General features: G+C 29.2%; 17 protein-coding genes, 1 tRNA gene and 1 pseudogene. 4 read left to right on the top strand and 15 right to left on the bottom strand.

Translation table 11 applies throughout. The annotated features are described in order from the left end of the window. Window positions 1–5 precede the first annotated feature (5 nt). The 4 genes from L3J60_RS00895 to L3J60_RS00880 all read right to left on the bottom strand — a co-directional run bounded on the left by L3J60_RS00895 (window position 6) and on the right by L3J60_RS00880 (window position 8859). The gene (locus tag L3J60_RS00895) at window positions 6–1367 is read right to left on the bottom strand and encodes a glucoamylase family protein (protein ID WP_291973425.1); all 1362 of its coding nucleotides are present in this window, start codon (window positions 1365–1367) and stop codon (window positions 6–8) included. 58 nt (window positions 1368–1425) lie between these two features. After that, a complete protein-coding gene (locus L3J60_RS00890; protein ID WP_291973423.1) occupies window positions 1426–2871 on the bottom strand; it encodes a RagB/SusD family nutrient uptake outer membrane protein in 1446 nt (481 codons plus the stop codon). A gap of 11 nt (window positions 2872–2882) precedes the next feature. Further along, window positions 2883–5843: a TonB-dependent receptor gene (locus L3J60_RS00885; RefSeq protein WP_291973421.1), complete on the bottom strand. Its 2961-nt coding sequence runs from the start codon at window positions 5841–5843 to the stop codon at window positions 2883–2885. 214 nt (window positions 5844–6057) lie between these two features. Beyond that, on the bottom strand, window positions 6058–8859 hold the full coding sequence (locus L3J60_RS00880; RefSeq protein ID WP_291973419.1) for a transcriptional regulator: 2802 nt from the start codon (window positions 8857–8859) through the stop codon (window positions 6058–6060). Between the two features lie 129 nt (window positions 8860–8988). On the opposite strand from L3J60_RS00880, the pseudogene L3J60_RS00875 reads away from it, so the two are divergent. Further along, a pseudogene (locus L3J60_RS00875) lies at window positions 8989–9642 on the top strand (IS1595 family transposase); the annotation flags it as partial. A gap of 114 nt (window positions 9643–9756) precedes the next feature. On the opposite strand, the gene L3J60_RS00870 reads toward L3J60_RS00875, so the two are convergent. Further along, window positions 9757–9838 (bottom strand) — tRNA-Leu (locus tag L3J60_RS00870). Window positions 9839–9984: 146 nt separating this feature from the next. Between L3J60_RS00870 and L3J60_RS00865 the strand changes: the two genes are divergently transcribed. The 3 genes from L3J60_RS00865 to pth all read left to right on the top strand — a co-directional run bounded on the left by L3J60_RS00865 (window position 9985) and on the right by pth (window position 12315). Continuing rightward, the gene (locus tag L3J60_RS00865) at window positions 9985–10926 is read left to right on the top strand and encodes a ribose-phosphate pyrophosphokinase (RefSeq protein WP_291973417.1); all 942 of its coding nucleotides are present in this window, start codon (window positions 9985–9987) and stop codon (window positions 10924–10926) included. 20 nt (window positions 10927–10946) lie between these two features. Further along, complete coding sequence (locus L3J60_RS00860; protein ID WP_291973415.1) at window positions 10947–11588, top strand: 50S ribosomal protein L25/general stress protein Ctc; 642 nt, start codon at window positions 10947–10949, stop codon at window positions 11586–11588. Between the two features lie 160 nt (window positions 11589–11748). Next, window positions 11749–12315, top strand: a complete 567-nt coding sequence (gene pth / locus L3J60_RS00855; RefSeq protein ID WP_291973519.1) for an aminoacyl-tRNA hydrolase — start codon at window positions 11749–11751, stop codon at window positions 12313–12315. Between the two features lies 1 nt (window position 12316). Here the strand turns inward: pth and L3J60_RS00850 are convergent, their stop codons facing one another. The 10 genes from L3J60_RS00850 to L3J60_RS00805 all read right to left on the bottom strand — a co-directional run bounded on the left by L3J60_RS00850 (window position 12317) and on the right by L3J60_RS00805 (window position 23362). After that, window positions 12317–12769, bottom strand: coding sequence for a 6-carboxytetrahydropterin synthase (locus tag L3J60_RS00850; protein ID WP_291973413.1), 453 nt, complete (start codon window positions 12767–12769; stop codon window positions 12317–12319). A 2-nt stretch (window positions 12770–12771) separates the two neighbouring features. Then, the gene (locus L3J60_RS00845) at window positions 12772–12954 is read right to left on the bottom strand and encodes a hypothetical protein (protein WP_291973411.1); all 183 of its coding nucleotides are present in this window, start codon (window positions 12952–12954) and stop codon (window positions 12772–12774) included. A gap of 2 nt (window positions 12955–12956) precedes the next feature. Continuing rightward, entirely contained in the window at window positions 12957–13712 is a 756-nt protein-coding gene (locus L3J60_RS00840) for an enoyl-CoA hydratase/isomerase family protein (protein WP_291973409.1), read from the bottom strand. A gap of 11 nt (window positions 13713–13723) precedes the next feature. Then, window positions 13724–15058, bottom strand: a complete 1335-nt coding sequence (locus tag L3J60_RS00835; RefSeq protein WP_291973407.1) for an MATE family efflux transporter — start codon at window positions 15056–15058, stop codon at window positions 13724–13726. Between the two features lie 13 nt (window positions 15059–15071). Then, window positions 15072–15920, bottom strand: a complete 849-nt coding sequence (locus tag L3J60_RS00830) for an alpha/beta hydrolase (RefSeq protein ID WP_291973405.1) — start codon at window positions 15918–15920, stop codon at window positions 15072–15074. 4 nt (window positions 15921–15924) lie between these two features. Continuing rightward, the gene (locus tag L3J60_RS00825; protein ID WP_291973404.1) at window positions 15925–18663 is read right to left on the bottom strand and encodes a PD-(D/E)XK nuclease family protein; all 2739 of its coding nucleotides are present in this window, start codon (window positions 18661–18663) and stop codon (window positions 15925–15927) included. Between the two features lie 72 nt (window positions 18664–18735). Next, a complete protein-coding gene (locus tag L3J60_RS00820; protein WP_291973402.1) occupies window positions 18736–20151 on the bottom strand; it encodes an OmpA family protein in 1416 nt (471 codons plus the stop codon). A gap of 113 nt (window positions 20152–20264) precedes the next feature. Next, the gene (locus L3J60_RS00815) at window positions 20265–21632 is read right to left on the bottom strand and encodes an OmpA family protein (RefSeq protein WP_291973400.1); all 1368 of its coding nucleotides are present in this window, start codon (window positions 21630–21632) and stop codon (window positions 20265–20267) included. Window positions 21633–21746: 114 nt separating this feature from the next. Further along, window positions 21747–22940, bottom strand: coding sequence for a glycine C-acetyltransferase (gene kbl, locus L3J60_RS00810; RefSeq protein WP_291973398.1), 1194 nt, complete (start codon window positions 22938–22940; stop codon window positions 21747–21749). 59 nt (window positions 22941–22999) lie between these two features. Then, window positions 23000–23362, bottom strand: a complete 363-nt coding sequence (locus L3J60_RS00805) for a transposase (RefSeq protein ID WP_291973396.1) — start codon at window positions 23360–23362, stop codon at window positions 23000–23002. Between the last annotated feature and the right edge of the window lie 234 nt (window positions 23363–23596).

Raw genomic sequence — 23596 nt, 5'->3', positions numbered from 1 at the left:
ATTGATTAAATATTTGGGCTCGAAAACCCCAAATTTTTTAGGCCTTCCTTAACTTCAGGACAAGACATAAATAAATTCCATAATAATTTAGTTCTGTAATTTTCTATCATACCAATTATAGGCCCTTGGTCAATAGCTAAATAATTAGTTGAATACCAGTTTTCAGTTTTATTGAAGGCATCATAAAATCCATATTTCCCCCATAATTTACCATTATAATTATAATAGAAATTTCTCATTGCTTGCATAGAATATTTTGGCGTATATGGCATTGAAGACAATGCAGCAGTTGGTGAAATTACCCCTAAATCATTTGTTGGGCTATGTGCTGAATAGCCTCCATTATTATCACTTGCGGTTAATCCCCATGCTACAGAACTGTATCCTTCAAATCCTTTAGGATTTTTTATACAGTATTCGCGGTTTATTAAAGTATGATTTAAATTTTGATCCCAATAATTTGCATATTGATCAACTAATCCGTTGGGGTTGAGACCTAAAAAGGAATAATGTGCAAAAAATAGGGGGCCTCCCATTTCAGGTCCCAATTGAAGTCTCCATTTTTGATAATAAACCTTACCATTTATAAAATTATTACCTGAAGCCCATCCATTATGATAAACGGAAGGATTTATAGCATGAGTTATTGAAGAAGCAGCTAAAACATAAGTAATTAACGCTTCATTGTATCCTTTTAATTCGTGATTAATAGTCCAATTATATGTAGGAGACCAATGCCAAATAAGAATTTGTTTTCCGTTTGTGTACCAATCCCATTCAACGTCATTCCATAGTTTATTTATATTAGCTCTTAACAGTTTCTCCTTTTCATTATCTATATTAAAATATTGTCTCACAGTTAATAATCCTTGTATCATAAATGAAGTTTCAACAATATCTCCTCCATTATCCTCTGTAAAAAAAGGTCTTACTTTACCTGTACTAGCATAATACCAGTGAGGAAATGCACCATGAAAACGATCTCCATTTAATAAGAAATTAGTGATTTTCAATAATCTATCGACTCCTTGATCTCTGGTAATAAAATTTCTTTCAACTCCAACAATTATAGCCATTACTCCAAATCCACTTCCTCCGGTTGTAACTATGTTATTTGCCTCTCCACCATACGCTTCTGGGTTTGAGCGTTCCAATGCCATTCCGCTTGAAGGATTAGCAAAGTCCCAAAAATATTTAAAAGTGCTTTTTTGAACTAAATCCAACAAAGCCTCATCACTTAATTGATTATTAACAATAAGCGTGTCAATAGTTGCATCATTTTTAGAAGTACCACTTGAGCAAGAATTGAACATAATCATAAAAATGACAACGCATATTTTTGTTAGTATTTTTAGTGAATTTATCATTCTATTTTTTTTTGGAAAACAAAAGGATTAATGTTAATCCTTTTGTTTTTTTTATAATTTAGTATCCTGGATTTTGTTCTAATAATCCACCACTTAAATCAATTTGATTTTGTGGAATTGGGAATAATTCATTTTTGTTATCTACAAAGTTTTTCCCTTGTGCTCTTAATACTTCACCTGCTCTTCCTTGTCGAACTAAATCAAAATAACGATCGTGTTCAAAAGCTAATTCAACTCTTCGTTCTTTCCAAACTGCCATAATATCTACTACTGGAGCATCTCCTAATCCTGCTCTATGTCTTACCATATTTAAAGGTGTAGCAGCATCTCCGCCAACATATAGAGCTGCCTCAGCATTCATTAACAGCACTTCGGCATATCTTAAAATACGTACGTTTTTATTTGAATTCCAATCATCACCATCAAAGGTTTCATCTGTTTTACTTACATAAGCCTTTTGATTGTACATTGGGTTTGAAACTGTATTTGGAACCAATAGACCATCCCATAAAGTTTCTCCCCTAAAAATAATAGTAGCATCTCGTCTTGTATCTCCTGGCTCATAAGCATCTGCCAAGTCTTGGGTTGGCGTATTAAAGCCCCAGCCCCAGCCTCCAGCACCACGCGCACCTTGACTAAGACTATAACCTTGTACGCCTAAATTTGGTGTTTCACCTCTTGCTTGAATTTCAAAAATAGATTCTTCATTATTTTCACCAATTTCTCTCCATATTTCAGAATAGTCAGGGGTTAAGCTATAACCCATACCCATTACTTGATTGGTTAAATCAAATACTGCTTGCCAATTTTCTTGATACATATTAACCTTAGCCAATAATGTTAATGCAGCTCCTTTTGTTGCTCTACCAATATCATTCCCACTATAGGAGGCTGGAAGAACTTTAGAAGCTTCATCTAAATCTTTTATGATAAAATCATAAACTTCTTGTCTAGTTGCTCTTGTATTTGCGGCATTAATGTCATCTTGATTTTGAATATCTGGAACACTTTTTATCAATGGTACTCCTCCAAACATTCTAACTAACCTGAAATAAAAAATCGATCTTAAAAATTTAGTTTCTCCAATCAATCGTTGTTTTAATCCATCATCAATATCTAGATTAGGTAAGTATTTAAGGGCTTGATTTGCTCTTGCAATTCCTTGGTAATTATTTTCCCAAACTTCATTAAATGATATTGAAGTAGATGTAAATGTTAATGCATCTAATAAATCTTTATCTCCTCCGGTATCTCCTGGATCACTACCTTTATTTGCATCATCAGAAGTTATACTGCTAACCCCTATCCAAGAAAATGTACTCTCACCCCAATCTAAAAACTTATTATAAACTGCATTTACAAGTTCAGTAGCTGCAGTTGGGCTAGACAAAGCTTGTTCTGGTGTTTCGACAGATGGATTTACATTAAGAAATGCGTTGTCATTACAAGAAATAAAAGCAATTAGCATTAAACTTGTGATTAAAATATTTATATGTTTTTTCATTATATTAAAGTTTAAAAATTAATATTTAATCCAAATAGGTATGATTTAACTGATGGATATGCATCTAATTCAATTCCTGAGCTTCCCATAGGATCTCCATTTCCTGGTAATTCAGGAGTGAAACCTGTGAATTTTTTGAAAATAAATGGGTTTTGAGCTAAAGCATAAACCCTTATTTTTTGAATACCATCCATTATTTTTGGTAAAGTATATCCTATGGTAATATTGTTTATCCTAAAGTAATCGCCACTTTCTAAATAATATGAAGATGATAATGGAACACTATTGGAAGGTAGTGGATTTTCATTAAAGGTATTATTAGGTGAAAAAATATTGTCTGCAACTCTTTGTTCAATGTTTTCCCCTCCAAAACGTTGTGCTTTTTTACCATTATATATTTTGTTACCTGCATTTCCATAACCATCAAGATTAAAATCCCAATTTTTATAATTGAACCCTATATTAATTCCATAAAATGTTTTTGGTTGATAAGAACCAAAGAATTTACGATCTTGATTATCAATAATTCCATCATTATTTAAATCATTATAAATAAGTTCTCCTCTTTCATCAATACCAATTGCTTCTAGCAAAAAAAAACTTCCAATGGGTTCTCCTTCCCTAAGTAATTTAGTTACTTGTCCGTTATTAATAGAACCACCTGTTTGTTCAAATGCAAATTGATTTGTTATTTTCTCTAACTTATTACTATTAGAAGTTAAGTTTCCTCCAATATGATAACTAAATGAATCATTAATTTTATCAGACCAGTTTAATGAAAATTCTAATCCTTTATTTCTAACTTTACCAGCGTGAGTAAGGGTTGCTCCACTAGCCCCAAATGCTTGAGGTAAGCTAATAGGTAAAATTGCATTAGTATTTAATCTATTATAATAATCTATTACACCAACTAATTTATTATCTAAAACTGCAAAGTCTATTCCTAAATCAATTTCTCTAGTTACCTCCCAGCTAACATTTTCATCAATAATTGCTGTAATAGTTGAACCTGGGTAAACGGATTGATCATTACCAAACACATAGGAAAGATCAGAATTAAAAGTTAATTGATTTAAGGGAATATTTTGATTTCCCAATTCACCCCAACTACCTCTAATTTTTAAGTTATTTATGAAATCTACATTCTCAAAAAAATTCTCTTTACTTACAACCCAACCTAAACCAACGGATGGGAAATTCCCCCAGTTTCTACTTTTGTTAGCAAATACACTAGATCCATCTCTCCTTATCGTTGCTGTTAGCAAATATTTTCGCATATAGTTATAAGATAATCTAGCGAAATAAGATCGTAACGTTTTAACATTAGATTTTGAGCTGTTGGCAACATCTGTTCCTATATCTCCATTATTTAACGAAAATAAATTTTCATCAGTTGGCACATTATTTCTTACTCCTTGTAAAAATTCACTTTGACCTTTTTCTGTTGTTGTACCTAATACTAAATTAAAGTTATGATTGTCCTTAATTGTTTTGGAGTAAGTTAAATAAGCATCATAAACCCAATGGTATGAATTACTATTATTAACCGTTAACGTATTTAAGTTTGTTGAAGCAAAATCTAAAATTTCTCTATTAGGATCTCCATTTAAAAATGCTGCTAAATTATCATTAAAATTACGCGATTTACCGTAACTGCTTTCTATACCAAAACTGGTGTTTAATTTTATATTATCATTTATTTTATATTCTGCATTAAAATTTCCTTGTAATAATAAATTTTTAATCAAATTATTACTTAATGATAATTCTGCAGCAGGATTACCAACATTATTATATTGAGCTCCTGCATCATCAAAAGGAACTCCCCATCTACCAATAAATGCACCATCAGAGTATTTTACTGGAACTAAAGGAGATTGTTTATATGCGGTTGTAAATACCCCTTGTGGCTTTGGAGTAGAACGATTTAATGATAATGAAATGCTATGTTCAAATCTTAATTTTGGAGAAATTGTATAGGTTACTTTGTTTCTTAAATTTAATCTTCTAAAATCATCATTTAACAAAATTCCTTCTTCCTCATAATAATTTGCACTGAAAAAAGTTCTCGTTTTTTCATTTCCTCCAGAAATAGAAATATTTTGATTCATTACAGAACCCGTTCTTGTAATAGCATCAAACCAATCTGTATTATACGGTTGATCTTGAGAAAAACGATTTGTTCCAAAAGCTATATTTGAAAAATTAACAAAGCCCAAAGAGTTTGCCATTTTTACTTTACTTAAAACGTCTTTAGTTCCATAATAAGTTGAAACATTAATTTGCATTTTTCCTATCTTACCAGATTTAGTAGTAATAATTATTACACCATTAGCACCTCTACTACCATATATAGCAAGTGATGATGCATCTTTAAGAATATCCATAGATACAATATCATCACTATTAATATTATCAATTCTGTTTGTAATAATTCCATCAACCACATAAATAGGATTTCTACCAGCTAAAATGGTTCCAGTACCTCTAATGCTAACTATAGGAGAGCTTCCTGGAGCTGCAGAACTAGTAATTTGAACTCCGGCTGCTTTTCCTTGTAAAGATTGGACAGGAGTTAATGCTGGTTGCTTTAACAAATCGGCAGATTTAATACTTACTATTGAACCTGTTAAATCTCTCTTTTTACTTGTTCCATATCCAACAACAACAACTTCATCAAGCTGTTCATTAGATTGATTTAAAACAACATTTATTTCGTTGCTTAACCCTACCGTAATTTCTTTAGTTTGGAAACCAACATAACTAAAAACTAAAATATCATTTTGAGCAGTTTTAATAGAATAAATTCCATCAAAATCAGTAGTAACTCCATTTGTTGTGTTTTTAATTAAAACATTTACCGCAGGAATTGGCTCTCCATTAGATGAAGTAACTTTACCAGTTATTGTTCTTTCTTGTGCGAAAATTAAAAAAGGCAATAACAAAAAGGCATAAATTATTTTTGTTTTCATAAAATTAAATTAATGTTAAATTTTTATTAAAGATAATTCTAAAGAAGTTGTACAAAAAAAATCCGAATACGTTTTAGTTACGTCATTCTTAAAATAATGTTAAATAACGGGTATTGACGTAGGTATTTAGTGAAGTTTATTAACTATAATAAGGGACAATCTTTTAAATTGAAGTAGTGTTGACGTATTATTTTAGAAAGATTTATGATGTAAATTAATTAAAGTTTTGAAGAAATCCTCTCAAACTGTCGTTCTTATCTAAATTTAGTTTTCTTTTTAATCGATATCGTTGTGTTTCAATACCCCGTATAGATATGTTTAAAAGCGGTACAATTTCCTTAGTACTTAAGTTCATTTTTAAATAAGCACATATCCTTAAATCCCGTTGAGTTAAATTAGGGTAATTGGCTTTTAGTTTATTAAAATACTCTTCATGAACCTGATTAAAATTGTGTTCAAATATTTTCCATTCATCTTCATGTTTTACTGAACGGTCAATTTGTTTTAAAATCTTTTTAAAAGAATATTGGTTTGAAAAATTTTCTTGTTGATCAATTAATTCATTCTTTAATTTTAATAGCGTTTCATTTTTGTTCGCTAATGCCATTGCTGTATTCGCTAATTCCTTTCTTTTTAATAGTAATTCATTTTTAAGTGTTTCGTTTTTTATCTTAATTATTTCTTGTTCAGATTTTTTGCTTTGCTCATCCAACATTTGTTTTTGAGCATATTGAAACTCTTTCTTTAATATGTTTTGTTGTTTAATAGTTTTTCTGTTATTTATAAAATATAATAATGAACTAAATAATATAATTAAAAAAGTATATAACAAAAAACCAATATTTGACTTATACCAGGGGGATGATACTGTAAATTGAATTGGCAAAATAGTTGACTTTTTATTGTTAAAATCTACTGTTCTAATACTTAAATTATAATCACCATCAGAAAGGTTCGAAAACTCTAATAAGCCATTTTTAAACTTTATCCAGTTTTCATTAATGTATGAATTTGACAATTTATATTCAAAATTATGTATTTTAAACATTGAAGAAGACACTTCAATTTTTAGGTCATTCTTTCTAAAAGGGAGCGTAATATTTTTTGTGTCTAAATCTAATTCTTTACCGTTTAAAACAAGTTTAACCATATTTGGTTTTTGTAATACCTCTTTTTTTGTAATATTTTTGGTATTTATAACCATAAACCCATCATACAAACTTAGAGCATAAGTAGAATCACTTATTTTCGATACATTCTCATTTCCACTGATAAGTCTTTTACTAAAATATTCTACCGGTATAGAAATGGATTCATTTCCTTCCAAAATTGGAGTATATGTAATGGCATTTCCTATTTTAAAGAAAAGTTCATTTATTTTGTCTTCTGAAATAATATAACTATTATTAGAAAACTTATTACTTAAAAGAGTATAGGGTACAATGCTGTCGAGCAAGGGTTCATATTTTTGCCATCCTTTAATAGTGTGAAAAGCAATCGTATTTTTTATTTTATGGATACGAACAAAATAATCTGACCAAAGTCCTTTTTTGTTATAATTAGTGACTTGCTCAATACTATCATAAGCACTATTAAACTTAATTTTAAAAAGCCCTCTGTTTGCAAGACCAGCCCAAGCTGTATGTTCATCTTCAAATTCTAAAAACCGTATTGGACTTAATATTATTCCTAGATGTTTTGGTGTCCAAATACCATTTTCTTTTTTATAACGCACAAGACCTGCATAAGTACCTTCCATATATATATTTGTATGTTCAGGTACTTTTTTAATAACCCAACCACCTGTAAAATTACTAATTAATTTCAGTTGCTTATTTTCAATAATATATGTTCCGTTATTATGACCACAGAACAATTTACCATCAATTTCTTTTAAATACCAAACTTGACCTTGAGATCCTTTTATAAACTCAACTTTATGTTCTTTATTTATAAAATATAAACCCGTGTTACTTCCCAAATAAATAGTGTTTTTATAGTTAATAACGTCATAAACTGCTCCCAATCTTCCAGATCTATCATTATAAAAAAAATTGGGTGTATTTAAATCAACAAAGGCAATGCCATTATCTAAGCTCAGCCAAAGTTCATTTGTATTTGATAAACACTGTCCTAAAATAGTATTATTTAATAATCCTGTTTCTTTATTAATATTAAATAAAACTTTACCCGATTTAGTAGTTATATAGATTCCGTTTTTGATAGTTCCATAAATCAAGTTTCCTGAAGGTAGTTGTGAAAATCTGTTTAATTGAAATTTTTTAATCAGACCATTTATTTCTGTGTTTAAAGCAATTAATTGATTGTTTTTAAGAATGAAAATACCATTTAAAGCTGTATTAATAAAAAGTTGATTATTATTCTGATAAATATTTACTATTTTGACATTAGATAATATTGAAGAATTAAAATACGGTTTAAGTTGTTTGTTTTTGTAAATAAAAATTCCATCTCCTAATGTAGAAACCAATAATTTATTTTTAACAACATCACAAGACATAATGGTTGACCCTGTTTCAAATCGAGAAATTTTACCGTTTTCATAAATATAAATATCTAAAAACGATCTAAACACAATCGCATTTTTATACTTTATTATTTGCCAGTAGGCTTCATTTCTATGAATATTTTTTATACCTAACTCTTCTATTAAAGAATAATATTTTAATGCCCCTTTGGCATTTCTTTTAAAATAACCAAATTCTTCATAGGAGCCAACATAAATTCTTTTTTTATCTACAAAAACTGTTCTAACTATGGTTTCATTAGGCATTTTCCATAAATTCCAATGAACTCCATCAAATTCTAAAAGGCCACTATTATTTGCAACATAAATTCTACCGTCTTCAGATTTTTTAATATCCCAATTTTGATTACTCGATTTGTAATCAGTAGTAGTGAAATTTTTAAGATAATGTGAGAATTGAGCACTAATTATTTGAATATTGAAGAATATTGCTATTAAAAAAAATATTTTTTTAAACTTTGGTGACATCAATTTAAACTCCTGTTTTTTAATTAACAAATTTAAGTGAATATTTTAGAAACGGATTTTTTGCTCTAATATAAATTTATTGAGTTATTAACATAAATTCCGTGTCTTGTTGTCAATCAATAAAAAGATATGTCAGAATTTATAGGAGTAAATATACTAAACTTTGTAAAAGAATTACCAAATGATGATGCTTGTAAAGCCTATTTAACAAAAATAAAATGGCGAGATGGTTTTAAATGTACTAAATGTGGGAATACAAAAGAGTGTGAAAAATCAGGATATAAGTATCATTGTTATTCTTGTGATCATGTAGAAAGTGCCACAGCAAATACGCTATTTCATAAGGTTAAATTTGGTCTTCACAAAGCATTTTGTATCGTATTTGAGATGAGTACTAGTAGTAAGAGTTTGTCAAGTATTCAAGTCGGAAAACGCTATGGAATAAGTCAGACAACCTCATGGTTTTTTATGCAAAAAGTTAGAAAATCAATGGAGAGTAGTAAAAAACATTTTTTATCAGAACTAGTTCATGTTGATGAATTTACTGTTGGCAGAAAAGAACAAGACAAACAAGGAAGAAGTTACGATCCAAAAAAGAAAAAGGCAATTATAGCAGTAGAACTAACAGATAAACATAGAGTTAAGAGAGTTTATGTGAAATCAATAGATGATTATTCATCTAAATCATTAATTCCTATTTTTGAAGAACACATTGATACCTCTGCCAAAATATTTACAGATAAATGGAGAGGATATGAACCTTTAAAAGAGATTTGTAATATCACGTAAATAAAAAGTAATAATGAGCTTTTATACTTTTCTCAAACCAATTTTTATATTCAAATAGCTTAAAAACCAAAAAATCCCACTAATTTAATTAACAGGATTTTTTTTAAGTACCTCGAGTGGGAATCGAACCCACACTCCCGAAAGAACTGGATTTTGAATCCAGCGCGTCTACCAATTCCGCCATCGAGGCTAATAAAATGGATTGCAAATTTATAAATAATTTTTATCTAAAACATAAAAACTTAACTAAGTTGTTTAAATACTCTGTAAATAATTCTAAATTTGCACACAAGAAACAAAAAAACAACACTAATTAACAACCAACACAACAAAAAAATGGAAGAACATCTTTTAGAACCTAAAATTTTTGCCTGTGAACAAAGTATTGAATTAGCAGAAAAAATTGCTAAAAGTTATGGAACTAAATTAGGAAATGTTGATATTTCACATTTTAGTGATGGAGAATTTCAACCAGCTTTTGTAGAATCGGTTAGAGGACGAAGAATTTTTATTATAGGTTCTACTTTTCCAAATGCAGATAATTTAATGGAATTATTACTTATGCTTGATGCCGCTAAACGTGCTTCAGCTCGTCATATTACAGCAGTAGTTCCTTATTTTGGTTGGGCTCGTCAGGATAGAAAAGATAAGCCACGCGTTGCTATTGGAGCTAAATTAGTAGCTAATTTATTGCAAACAGCAGGAGCAACCAGAATTATGACGATGGATTTACACGCAGATCAAATTCAAGGTTTCTTTGAAAAACCTGTTGACCATTTGTTCGCTTCCACTATATTTTTACCTTATATTCATCAATTAAAATTAGATAATATTACTATTGCATCTCCTGATATGGGTGGCTCAAAACGCGCTTATGCATATTCTAAATTTTTAGGAAGTGAAGTGGTAATTTGCTATAAACAGCGTTTAAAAGCAAACGTAATTTCATCTATGGAATTAATTGGTAATGTAAAAGACAGACATGTAATTATTGTAGATGATATGATTGATACTGGTGGAACTTTAACAAAAGCGGCGGACTTAATGATGGAAAAAGGAGCGTTAAGTGTAAGAGCAATTTGTACGCATCCAATACTATCTGGTAATGCTTATGAAAAGATTGAAAATTCATCTTTAATTGAATTAATTGTTACAGATACAATTCCTTTAAAAGAAACAAGTTCTAAAATAAAAGTTGTATCTTGCGCCCCTTTATTCGCTGATGTAATGTATAAAGTACAAAACAATACATCTATAAGCGGACAATTTTTAATGTAAATAATAAATAAATAGAATAAATGAAATCAATTACAATCAAAGGATCCAAAAGAGAAAGCGTAGGCAAGGTTGCTACCAAAGCCTTACGTAATGCTGAAAAGGTGCCTTGCGTATTATACGGAGGAGATAAACCATTACACTTTTCAGCTGACGAAATTTCGTTCAAAAAATTAGTGTACACTCCAAACGTTTATACTGCTAAGATTGAGTTAGACGGCGAAACTTATAATGCTATTTTGCAAGATATTCAATTTCACCCTGTAAGTGATAAAATATTACACGTAGATTTTTATCAATTATTTGATGATAAACTAGTGGCTATGAATATTCCAGTAAGATTAATTGGGAACGCTCCAGGAGTTTTAAATGGTGGTTCATTACGTTTTCCAATGCGTAAATTGCACGTTAGAGCTTTACCAGAAGATTTACCTGACTTTATAAATGCGGACATTTCAGAATTAAGAATTGGAAGTAAAGTATATGTTACTGAGTTAGAAAATGAAAAATTCACAATACTTCACCCTGATAATACTGTTGTTGCACAAGTTAGAACTGCACGTGCTGCTATAGAAGACGAAGTGGTTGATGAAGAAGGAGCTGAAGGAACTGAAGGAACTGAAGAAGGAGCAACTGAAGAAGGGGCAACTGAAGCTACTGAATAGTAAATCCTTTAATAAGATGTAAAAAGCGTTGTTAATTAACAACGCTTTTTTTATTTTTAGAAATTAGGTTGGGTTTTCTTACTTTTGTGTTATGAATTTTATTAGTTTACTTAAAAAAATATTCCTTTTAAAAAAAGAAAAAACTACAGCAGATGATCTTATGAAAAAATTCTTAATTGTTGGCTTAGGAAATATTGGTGATAACTATCAAAATACCAGACATAATATTGGATTTACTATTTTAGATGAATTGGCTAAAAATAAAGAGCTAAATTTTGAAAATGAAAAATTAGGAGCAGTTTCAAAATTTAGATTTAAAGGAAGAACTTTTGTACTTTTAAAGCCCTCAACTTACATGAATTTAAGTGGAAAATCAATTAAATACTGGCTTACTAAAGAAAATATTCCTTTAGAAAATTTATTAATTATATGTGATGATTTGAATTTACCTTTTGGTTCAATTCGTGTAAAAGCTAAAGGAAGTGATGGTGGTCACAATGGTTTAAAAGATGTAAACGCTATTTTACAAACTCAAAAATATGCACGATTTAGATTTGGTGTTGGTGCAGAATTTTCAAAAGGGAAACAATGCAATTTCGTTTTAGGAGATTGGAGTTCTGATGAATTAAAATTATTACCAGAACGCTTAACAAAAGCAACAGAATTAATAATTTCTTTTGGTTTGGCTGGCTTAAATAATACCATGAATGCTTTTAATGGAAAATAAACTACACTTGATCTGAAGCAAACCATTCAGCATGAGATGTGCCAGTTTCCTGTAATTTTAACGAATGTAATTTAACGGTATCTGGTAATTTATTTTTAATTTTCTTAGCAAAATCAATCAACATCATTTCGCTTGTAGGTTGGTAATCTACTAAGATTATATTATGCCCTCTTTTTTGTAATTCATGAGCCAATTCTATATGTGGTGTGTTTTGGTTAAAAACAGTAGCATGATCAAATTTATCTACAATTTCAGAAGCTACAATTTTCTTTAAATCACCAAAGTCTATAACCATTCCATATTTAACATTAGTAGCATCTTTAATAGGCATTCCTATAACCGTAACTGATAATTTATAACTATGACCGTGAACGTTTTTACATTTTCCATCATAACCATATAAAGCATGACCTGTTTCAAAAAAGAAATGCTTTGTAATTCTAATTTTTCCCATTGCTAATCGTCTAAATCCTTTCTATTTTTTAATCTGTAATAAATAACATAAGCCAATATTACAAGTAATACAAAAGGCAAATATGTACCAATAACTACTCCTATTTGATAATTACTATCAGGTGAATTTTTTAGCTTTTCTTCTATATTAACTTGTGTTAATAAACTAATACTAGATAAGAACATTTTTATTTTTTAAATTTTTCTAAGGCGTTTTTCGTGAATTCTGAAAGTACTAATTTACCACTTATTTCTGCTCTTTCCTTTAATAATAACTCCCAATTTTTTGAATTACTCCAAAGTACTTTTTTCATTTCAGTTAATGCTTCTGGATTATATCTTGATAATTTTAATGCCAAATCATCCACTTCAATATCCATTTCTTTAATGGTTTCAAAAACACGAGCAAATAATCCTTTTTGTTGTGCCCAATAAGCCGTTTTCCAATGGGTAGCATCTAAGGTTAATTCACTTAAAGCAGCAACTCCAATTTTACGTTCAACAACTGGAGCAATTACAAAAGGACCAATCCCAATAGTAAATTCAGAAAGTTTTATTGACGCTTTTTCTGTGGCAAAGCAATAATCGCAGGTAGCTGCCAAGCCAACACCACCGCCAACTGCTTTTCCTTGAACTCTTCCTATAATTAATTTAGAGCAATTTCGCATTGCGTTTATTACATTTGCAAACCCTGAAAAGAATTTTTTACCTTCATTTAAATTTGAAATTGCCTTTAATTCATCAAAAGAAGCTCCCGCACAAAAAGTAGTATCTTTTTCACTTTTAAAAATAATTACATAAACCTCATTATTTTTACTTAACTCATCAAAGGTTTTAGCCAAACGCAATAAAAGCTCGCTTGGCATAGCATTACTTGACGGGTGATAAAACTCAACTGTAGCTATGTTGTGCTGAATATTTGTATATAGACTTCCGTTGCTCATAAGGTTCAAAGTTACGTGTTTTTATGTAAATATTTTCGTTTAAATTTCACCATTAAAATTCCTGCTCTAAGTAACATCCAAACGGTAAAGGCAATCCAAATTCCGTATAATTTTAAATTAAAATAATCAGTAATTAGCAATACTGGTAAAAACCCTAAGAATGTAGCGAATATTAATAAATTTCGAAGTGTTGCCGCTTCAGCCAATCCTTTAAAAATTCCATCAAAAACAAACGCAATTGCATTGATTGGTTGCATTACTAAAACAATCCAAAAAATGCTATAAAACAATTTAAGAACTTCGGTTTCTTGAGAAAATAATTTTCCAATTGAAAAATAAGTTAGTCCGCAAACTAAACTTAATAAAAGGGAAACTATAATTGAATATCGACTAAGTTTTATACTTAATTTCCACATTTTTTTATAATTTTTTTCACCTAAAAGCTTTCCTGAAACAATATTACCAACACTAGCATAGCCATCAATAAAAAAGGCAAAAAACAACCATATTTGAAATGCAATAGTTTGAGCTGCAATATAGAATTCTCCGTATTTAGTAGCATAGGAATTTGCCAAATATAAAGCTACGTTTAATGAAATAGCCCGAATAATTAAATTAAAACTTATAGATAATAAATTTTTAATTTCTTTATTAAAAGGGAAGGTGATTTTTAAACTAAATGGTGTCTTTTTAATGATTAAGATTAATGCAAAAATTGCCATAACAGCTTGTGAAATAACACTTGCCCAAGCCGCTCCTTCAACATTCATTGGATTTATAAAGCCTTCTATTCCGTATACTAACATAAAATCTAATCCAACGTTTAAAGTTGCTCCAACAATGCTTACCATCATTGGCCAAAAAGTGTTTTGTAATCCTCTAAAAATACCAAATACCGAAAACACAAATAAGGTTAATGGAAAACCTATAGCTCTAATTTTGTAGTAGGATACTGCATAATTTAAAATTAATCCGTTGGCGTTGTACAACTGAAATATTTCTGTTACAAAAAATAGCGTAACCAAATAAATGATAATACTTACTAATAAATTAATTCCAATAATTTGTGCTGGTAAGGTTGCAATTTCATTTAATTTTTTTGCACCTAAATATTTAGAAATAGTGGCTGAAATAGCAGAACGTGTTTGAGCTAAAATCCAAACCAAAGCAGAAATAAAAGAGCCTGCAATACCAACTGCAGCCAAAGCTGCTGTTGGGTGGTTTTGAATATTACCTACAATTGCCGTATCAGTAATAGAAAGTAATGGTTCAGCAATTCCTGAAATAATTGCGGGAATGGCAAGTTTATTAATTCCTTTAAAAGATATATTTGACTCTTTGTACATTTACATTGAAATCTTATTTTTTTCTAATGAAGTCAATACTTTTTTGAACAGCTTCTTCTAAATGAATTGGCATTTTTGGTTGATTCCAAGGTTGAGTACATCCTAAAGAATGATTCATTTCATTTATAAAAACAAGTTCACTTTTAGGATTCCAAAGGTGCAGATTTTTTGCTTCTTGAGGTAAAACAACTTCATCCTTTTCTCCATGTATAATTAAATATGGAATGTTTAATTTTTGAACTGCCTTTTTAATGGTTAACCGATTTTCATTATCTTTAAAATTTTGATAAAACTGATATAAATGTGGCATTTTTTGATGCGTTCTAGTATTTAAAATATAGGCTATTCTATCCTTTTTCCATTGTTCTAAAGCTTCGCCTTTTGGAAAACGAGAACCAAAATCAGAAACTGAACTCCAAGTAATTAATTTAGTGATTTTTGAATTCTCAGCAGCTTTAATAATTATTATTCCGCCACCTCTGGAATGTGCAATTAATGTTATGTTATTAGGATTTAATTCTTCCTTAAATTCATCATTTTCCGATACAGAGTTTATAACATCTTCCAAATCATCAAGTTCAATGGTGAAATTGTTTTCTCCAAAAGCATCTAAATCAGGAAAATCAATTGGGTTTTCAAACGTTCCTCCATTATGTGAGAAATTAAATTTAACAAAAAACATATCGTTTTTTGCAAATGTTGATGCTGCTAAATTCCAAGCACCCCAATCTTTATAACCTTTATAACCATGGCAAAAAATTACTATTGGTTTTTTTATGTTATTTTCTTTAAAAAAGAAATCAGTAATTATTGGCTTTTGATGATGCGTGCTTTTAATAATTTTATTTTTAATAATATTCATAAGGCTAAAAAGGTAAGTCTAAATTTTCTATAAATGGATTTTTAGGATTTAAAATGGCTTTAATTATTTCTTTTATTTCAATCATAAAATCTGCAATTTTTTCATCGGTAACTTCATAATCTTTACTTCTTCCTGCGGCAAAATTAATTTTTAAAAATCCTTCATTTAAGTTTTTAAAAGAAATAATACCACTTTCCATAGGTGAATTATTTTTTTTAAAAGTTTGTTTATACAAAAAGGAATACAACATAACCTGCATGGCTTTAGTGTATTTGTAATTGTCTTTTATCATTGAAAAATCTGGTAGTTTTAAATCGCTTGAAATTACTTTTCCCGTTTTATAATCTACAATTCTAACCACCCCATTTAACTCATCAATTCTATCGGCAGTACCTATAATTTTAATAGAATAATTAATTCCTTTAATTTGGATTTCAGAAGCTAAATCCGTTTCTATTTCTAATATTTTTAAGGTATTTCCTTCTTTGATTAATGTCAATTCTTTTTTTAGAAAAAGTTGAATTTGATTTTTAGCTACTTCGTAAATCAACTTATTTTTACCAATTTCAATAGTCCCTTTTTTGTAATATATTTTAAATTGTTTTTTTAATAATTCCGCTACTTTTTTTTGCATTTCGGTTATATGCTGTACCGTTAAAAAAGTATTTAAATACGGTGAGTATAAATCTTTTAAAGTTTCATGAATTGCAGTTCCCATAGTATTGGCTGCTATATTTTCATCTACATTATCTTTATCATAAATTTTTAATATTTTTTGTTCATAAAATTGAATAGGATTATAAATATAACTTGCTATGGCAGAAGGGGAAATACCTTTTGAAAAAAAATGTTTAAGTTTTTGTTGAATTTCTTCTGTTTTTTCTATTTGTATTGGTGCAGTTTTTAATGATTTAACTTTTGGACTTACCGTGCTGGTTTTAATAAAGGGATATTTGATTTCTAATTGTGTTAAAAATCTACTTTTTTCGCCACCTCCATAACCATCATTTTCTGTATTATAGAGTAGATAAATATTTTTAGCTCGCCATAATAATCGTTGAAAGTGATATGAAAAAATAGCATCTTTATCTTGATAAGTTGGTAATCCAAAATGCACCTTAATATCAAAAGGAATAAAGGAAAATTCGTTTTTACCTCCTGGCAAAACGCCTTCATTTACAGAAGTAATAATTACATTTTCAAAATCTAAAGTTCTGGTTTCAAGCATTCCCATTAATTGTAAACCTTCTAAAGGTTCGCCTTTAAACGAAAGTTTTTCAACCTTTAATAATTGTGTAAAAAATTGATAAAATGTTTTTAAATCGGTAATATATCCATACAAATTATTTAAACTTTCAAGCTGTTGAAAAATTTGATAAAATCGATATAAATATTCCTTTTCAAGTCCAACTACATCTTGTTTTAATTTTTCAATTAAAGTTTTACAAACAATTATTAATTGAGAAACAGTATCAATTTTACCAAAAATTAAAGTTAATTCAGAAAATTGCAACTCGTTTTCATTAGAAATACTTTCTGTTAAGGATTTTAGATTTAGGAAAATTGCATTTTCAGTATTTATTTTTGATTTTAATTTAGCTATTATTTTTTCACATTTTTTACTTAAAACTGAATTTGATAATATGTTTAAAACATCTTTATAATAAAATTCTTGTTGTTTAGTTTTTCCTAATTTATCCTGATTTAAATGTAATTTAAATAGGTTTAAAAATAAATTAGCTAAAGGAATATCTTTTAACGGATAGCCCATAGTAATGTTTATTTTTTCTACTTTTTCAGGTAACGAATTTAACGTAATGTTTAATAAGTTTTCATCTGCTAAAACAACTGCTGTTTTTGAATAATTATTAAATTTTTCTAATAATTCCCCTACCAATTTAATTTGAGAAATATTTTTTGGAGCTCCTATTAATTCGATATTTTTATTAGAAAAAGAATTTTTATTAATCCATAAAAAAGGATGATTTGTGTAATATTTCCATGTAGTTTTATATTTTCGTAAAAAATATCCTGCTTCATTTGTAGTCTCAAAAAAAGAAGCATCGGCATCCCAATAAATTGAAGCAATACCTGATTGCAATAATTCTTGAACCAATTTTTCTTCTGCCCCATTTAAAGCATTAAACCCTATAAAAACCGTGTGTGAATTTTTGTTAATATTTATGTAATAAGGTAAATTTTGAATTGCTTCTCTATAAATAAGTCCTTGATATCCGAACTTATTTTTTTGTAATCTTTGATAAAATGCTTTATAAATTTGATGTAAATATTTAAAGAAATGTAAATAATTAACAGCTAATTCACTAGGTTTTTTATTTTGAAACCATTTGTTTAGCTGTTTTACATCGCTTAAATTAGTAAATAATTGTTCTGCGTTTATAAGATAACTATCTACTTCATTAAAATCATGTAAAACAGTTGTTGCCCACTGAGAAAAAGAGCTAAATTCTTCTAAATTTTCTTTCGGAATAACTTTTTTGTAAACACTATAAAATTCAAATAATAATTTTGTGTTATCTATTATATTTATACCTGCTATTTTTTGAATGTACTCTTCAATACTTACAATTTCAGGCAAAAATGATGCCTTTGAACTATTTTTTAACAGTTCTTCTTTTAGAAATACACAAGCCCTTTGGCTTGGCATAACAAGTTGTAGTTGATTATTAATTTGATGATTTTGTAAAATTTCTTTTACAACGTTTGTAATAAATGAAGCCATATAATTTTTTAAACCTTAAAAGTAAAAAAGCCATTTCAATTGAAATGGCTTTTTTATAATTATTTAGTAGTTTTAATTAACTATTTTTATTTCAACTCTTCTGTTTTTAGCTCTTCCTTCTGCTGTATTATTTGGAGCTATAGGTTTTTTTTCACCAAACCCTTTAACGCGTAAGTTTAATTGATTAACACCCGTAGAAATTAGATATCCTAATATTCTGTTAACTCTTTTAAGTGATAATATTTTATTATACTCCTTTGAACCAACGTTATCAGTAAATCCTTGAATTTGAAATTTTAAATCTTTATGTTTTTTCATTAACTCAGAAACTTCATTTAATTGTTTATCATATTTAGAACTGAACTTATCTGTACCTGAAATAAATAAAATATTACTTGTTATTTTAGTTAGCTTAGCTTCTAAATCTTTTTTAATATCTGGGCATCCGTTATTTGTTTTTGTTCCTATTTCATATTTACAATGGTCTAATTTATCAATAACTCCATCTCCATCCGTATCTGGCTCAGGACAACCTCTGTTTGATAATGGTCCAGCTATTTTTGGGCAAGCATCTCTTAAATCAATAATTCCATCATTGTCTGTATCTGGGCATCCATTATTTTTTAAACTTCCTTTTGCATACAAACATTTATCTAATTTGTCGGTTACTCCATCTCCATCTGTGTCTGGGCATCCACTTAATGCTTTTAATCCATAAACTTTTGGACACTTATCTTCTGCATCTGAAATTCCATCTTCATCTGTATCTGGACAGCCATTAAATTCTTTTAATCCAAAAACTTCTGGACATTTATCATTTTTATCATAAATACCATCATCATCTTCATCATACCCACCAAATTTATACATGATACTTATTGAGTGTTGAAAATGAGGATACGAACCATTATTAAAAAAGTGTTTATAAACAGATTGTACTTTTACTCCTAAGTTTTTATATAGCCAAACTTTAGCCCCTAAACCACTGTTAAATGAAGCATAGTTTTTGAACTGAATACTGTTAGCTATATTATTCCCTTTTGCATTAAAACCTGATCCAGCTACAGCATAAGGCTCAAACCATCCTGTTTCCCCTATAATTTTATTGATATTATAAATTAAGTTGGCATCAATTGCAAAATAAGATACGCTTTCAGCTAATTTAATTGAACCCACTTTATCAATTTTATTGACACTAACAGCTAACTCTCCACTAAAACTTTCGTTAATATACCGTCCTAAACTTAGTTTTGTAGGTGCAATAACATAATTGTAGTGATTATTTAAATTAAAAAATTGATCATACCACTTCGTTGGAACACCAGATTCTGAAGTCATTCCTTGTATATTTGTAGGGTAAAAATCAACAAAATTCACACCAAAACTAATTAACCATGGATTATCCTTGTCTTGAGCTTTTATAGGAATAATAAATAAAAAAAGTAATGCTAAAATTAAAATTCTTTTGGGTAAAATATTCGTTTTCATAAGATTAGTTTTTACTAATTTAAGTGGTTATATTTTAATCTCAAAAAAATAATTAAAAAAAAAGCCATTCGTTAACGAATGGCTTTTTTTTTATATTAAAAGGTTAATTTAAACTATTTTACTAATTTAATTTCAACTCTTCTATTTTCAGCTCTACCAGCTCTTGTTCTATTTGAAGCAATTGGATTTGCTTCACCATAACCTTTTGCAGTTAAGTTGTTTGAAGAAACTCCTTTAGATACTAAATAATTTTTAACAGCATTAGCTCTATCATCAGTTAACTGTAAATTACGTTTAGCACTTCCTGTACTATCTGCAAAACCTGAAATTGAGAACTTAGCGGTTGGATATTTTGTTATAATAATAGCTGCTTCATCTAAAAGAGATGCAGAATTGTTTTTAATATTTGATTTACCAGAATCAAAATAAACAGTTTTAAATAACTCTTCTAATTTAGCTACTTCAACTTGAGTAATTACTGGGCAACCATTATTAGAAGCAGGACCTGCAATATCAATACAATGATCATCTTTATCTAATACTCCATCTTTATCAGTATCTGGCCAAGGGCATCCTTTGTTTGCAGAAGGACCTGCAACTTGAGGGCAAGCATCATCTTTATCTACAACGCCGTCACCATCTGTATCAGGACAACCTTTATTTGCTTTAGATCCTTTTACATTTGGACAAGCATCATCTTTATCAGCAATACCATCACCATCTGCATCTGGACAACCGTTTAATGTTGCTAAACCAGCTACATTTGGACAAGCATCTTCTGAATCAATAACACCATCGTTATCAGAATCTGGACAACCTTTAAATTCAGCTAAACCAAATACTTCTGGACAAGCATCTTCATTATCATAAACGCCATCTCCGTCAGTATCAGTACCTCCAAATTTAACAACTATACCTGCTGAATGTTGGAAGTGTTGCACAATTTTGCTATCAAATGTATGTTTGTATTTTGTTTCGATAGTAAATCCTATATTTTTAGTAACCCAAATGTTAATTCCTAAACCTCCATTAAAAGTACCTGTTCCTAAATCGTGACCTAACCAAGTATAACCTCCTCCAACAGATGCATAAGGTTCAAACCATGTAGATTCTCCAAATAAATTATATAAATTGTACTTAACGGCACCATCTACTCCATAATAAATCAAATCACGAACATTTATGTCTCCATCATGTTTAATTTTATTTAAAGTTCCTGCAACCTCAAATGTAAATCCATCATTTAAGTATCTGCTAACTGTTATTTTACTAACAGATGGAAGAATGTTATAATGAGCATCTGCGTTTGCAAATTCATTAAACCATGATCCATGCCCTGTTAAACCAGGGTTTGTTGGGTAAAAATCTACCGCATTTACACCAACACCAACAGCCCAAGGGTTGTTTTTATCCTGTGCATTTACATTGGATAAACCTGTAATTAATAATAAAGCCAAAATGGCTACTTTAAAGTGTTTCATTTTTTAAAAATTTAAATTTAATGTTCTTTCTTTATATAAAAGTTTACGTTTTACGCTTAACTTAATAGCAAAAATAGTAATTTATGTGTAAATATCGTGTTTTTTTTTTATTTTCTATATTACTTTTAGTTTTTTTCCTGTTTTTATAAATGATTTTATTGCTTTATCTATATGTTTCTTTGAATGGGCAGCTGATAATTGAACACGTATTCTAGCTTTTTCTTTTGGAACTACTGGATAGAAAAATCCAATTACATAGATACCTTCTTCTAACAACATATTCGCCATATCTTGAGATAATTTAGCATCGTATAACATAATAGGTACAATAGCCGAATCACCTTTAACTATGTCAAAACCAGCTTCGGTCATTCCTTTTTTAAAATAATTGGTGTTCCATTCTAACTTATCTCTTAAAGAAGTGTCTTTTGAAAGCATTTCAAATACTTTTAGAGAGCCTCCAACTATTGATGGAGCTAATGAATTTGAAAATAAGTATGGTCTTGATCGTTGACGAAGCATTTCAATAATTTCTTTTTTACCTGTAGTATAACCTCCCATTGCTCCACCTAAAGCTTTTCCAAGAGTTCCTGTAATAATATCCACTCGCCCCATTACGTTTCTTAACTCAAGTGTTCCTCTGCCTGTTTTACCTATAAATCCGGCAGCGTGACATTCATCTACCATAACCAAAGCATCATATTTATCTGCTAAATCACATATTTCATCTAATTTAGCAACTACTCCATCCATAGAAAAAACGCCATCCGTTACAATTATTTTAAAACGATGATTTTTAGTATTGGCAGCAATTAACTGTTCTTCTAAAGATTGCATATTATTGTTATCATATCTATATCGAGCCGCTTTACATAATCGAACTCCATCAATTATGGAGGCGTGATTTAAAGCATCTGAAATAATAGCATCTTCTTCTGTTAAAAGTGGTTCAAAAACTCCACCATTTGCATCAAAAGCTGCTGCGTATAAAATAGTGTCTTCGGTTTGATAAAATGTGGCAATTTTTTGTTCTAATTGTTTATGAATATCTTGAGTTCCACAAATAAAACGTACTGATGACATTCCGTATCCGTGAGTATCCATAGTTTTTTTTGCTGCTTCAATTACTTCTTTATTATTAGATAATCCTAAATAATTATTGGCACAAAAATTAATAACTTCTTCTCCAGTACTAATTTTAATAACCGCATCTTGTGATGATGTAATAATACGTTCTGATTTGTATAAGCCAGAATTTTTAAGGCTTTCTAACTCTTTTTTAAGTTCTTGTTTTATGGTTCCGTACATAATTTTAAAATTTTTACAAATTTAACTTATTTTACTGACCTTACGCAAAACATTCACGATTACGCCACATTTTGATATTTATTTGTTGATAACTCATTAATTTGTTTCATTGCGTTTTTTAGAGCGTTATAATAAATTCTATCTTTCAAAGCAAAGGCATTAGATTTTGTTCTAATTTTCAGTATTTCAACTTTAGAGTATGCCATAATAGAAAGGTAAAAATGATTACTTTGAGTTTTTACTGTTTTAGTTGGTGATTTTCCAAAAGATGTTATTTGCTTTACCTCTTTATGGTATTGCTCTACAGTCCACCGTTTTTTGTAAATTGCAGTTACTTGTTCAAAAGATAAACTCAAATCGCTACTTATTAGATACAAATATGCTGTATCATCTCCGTTTTTGAAGACTTGTCTTGTGAACAACAGCGGAAAGTTAATGCCTTTAAGCTAAACTTTCGTTGATACTTGCTCTTAAATCGATCGATTTGATATTTATTCATTTTCCTTCTTGTTTATCTTGTTCGGATAAAGCCACTAATCTATTTGATTTTAATGCTACTATAAAATTTAAACTGTTTGCTACAATATGTTTCATATTTATACTCGATGAAAACCAACTATCTGCTAAAATATAATCTATGTGTAATTGCGAAGAAC

Source organism: Lutibacter sp., from assembly GCF_021647475.1.
Classification (GTDB): Bacteria; Bacteroidota; Bacteroidia; order Flavobacteriales; family Flavobacteriaceae; genus Lutibacter.
Note: the sequence above shows the minus strand (reverse complement) of the source record. Positions and strands in the feature narration are given on the sequence as shown.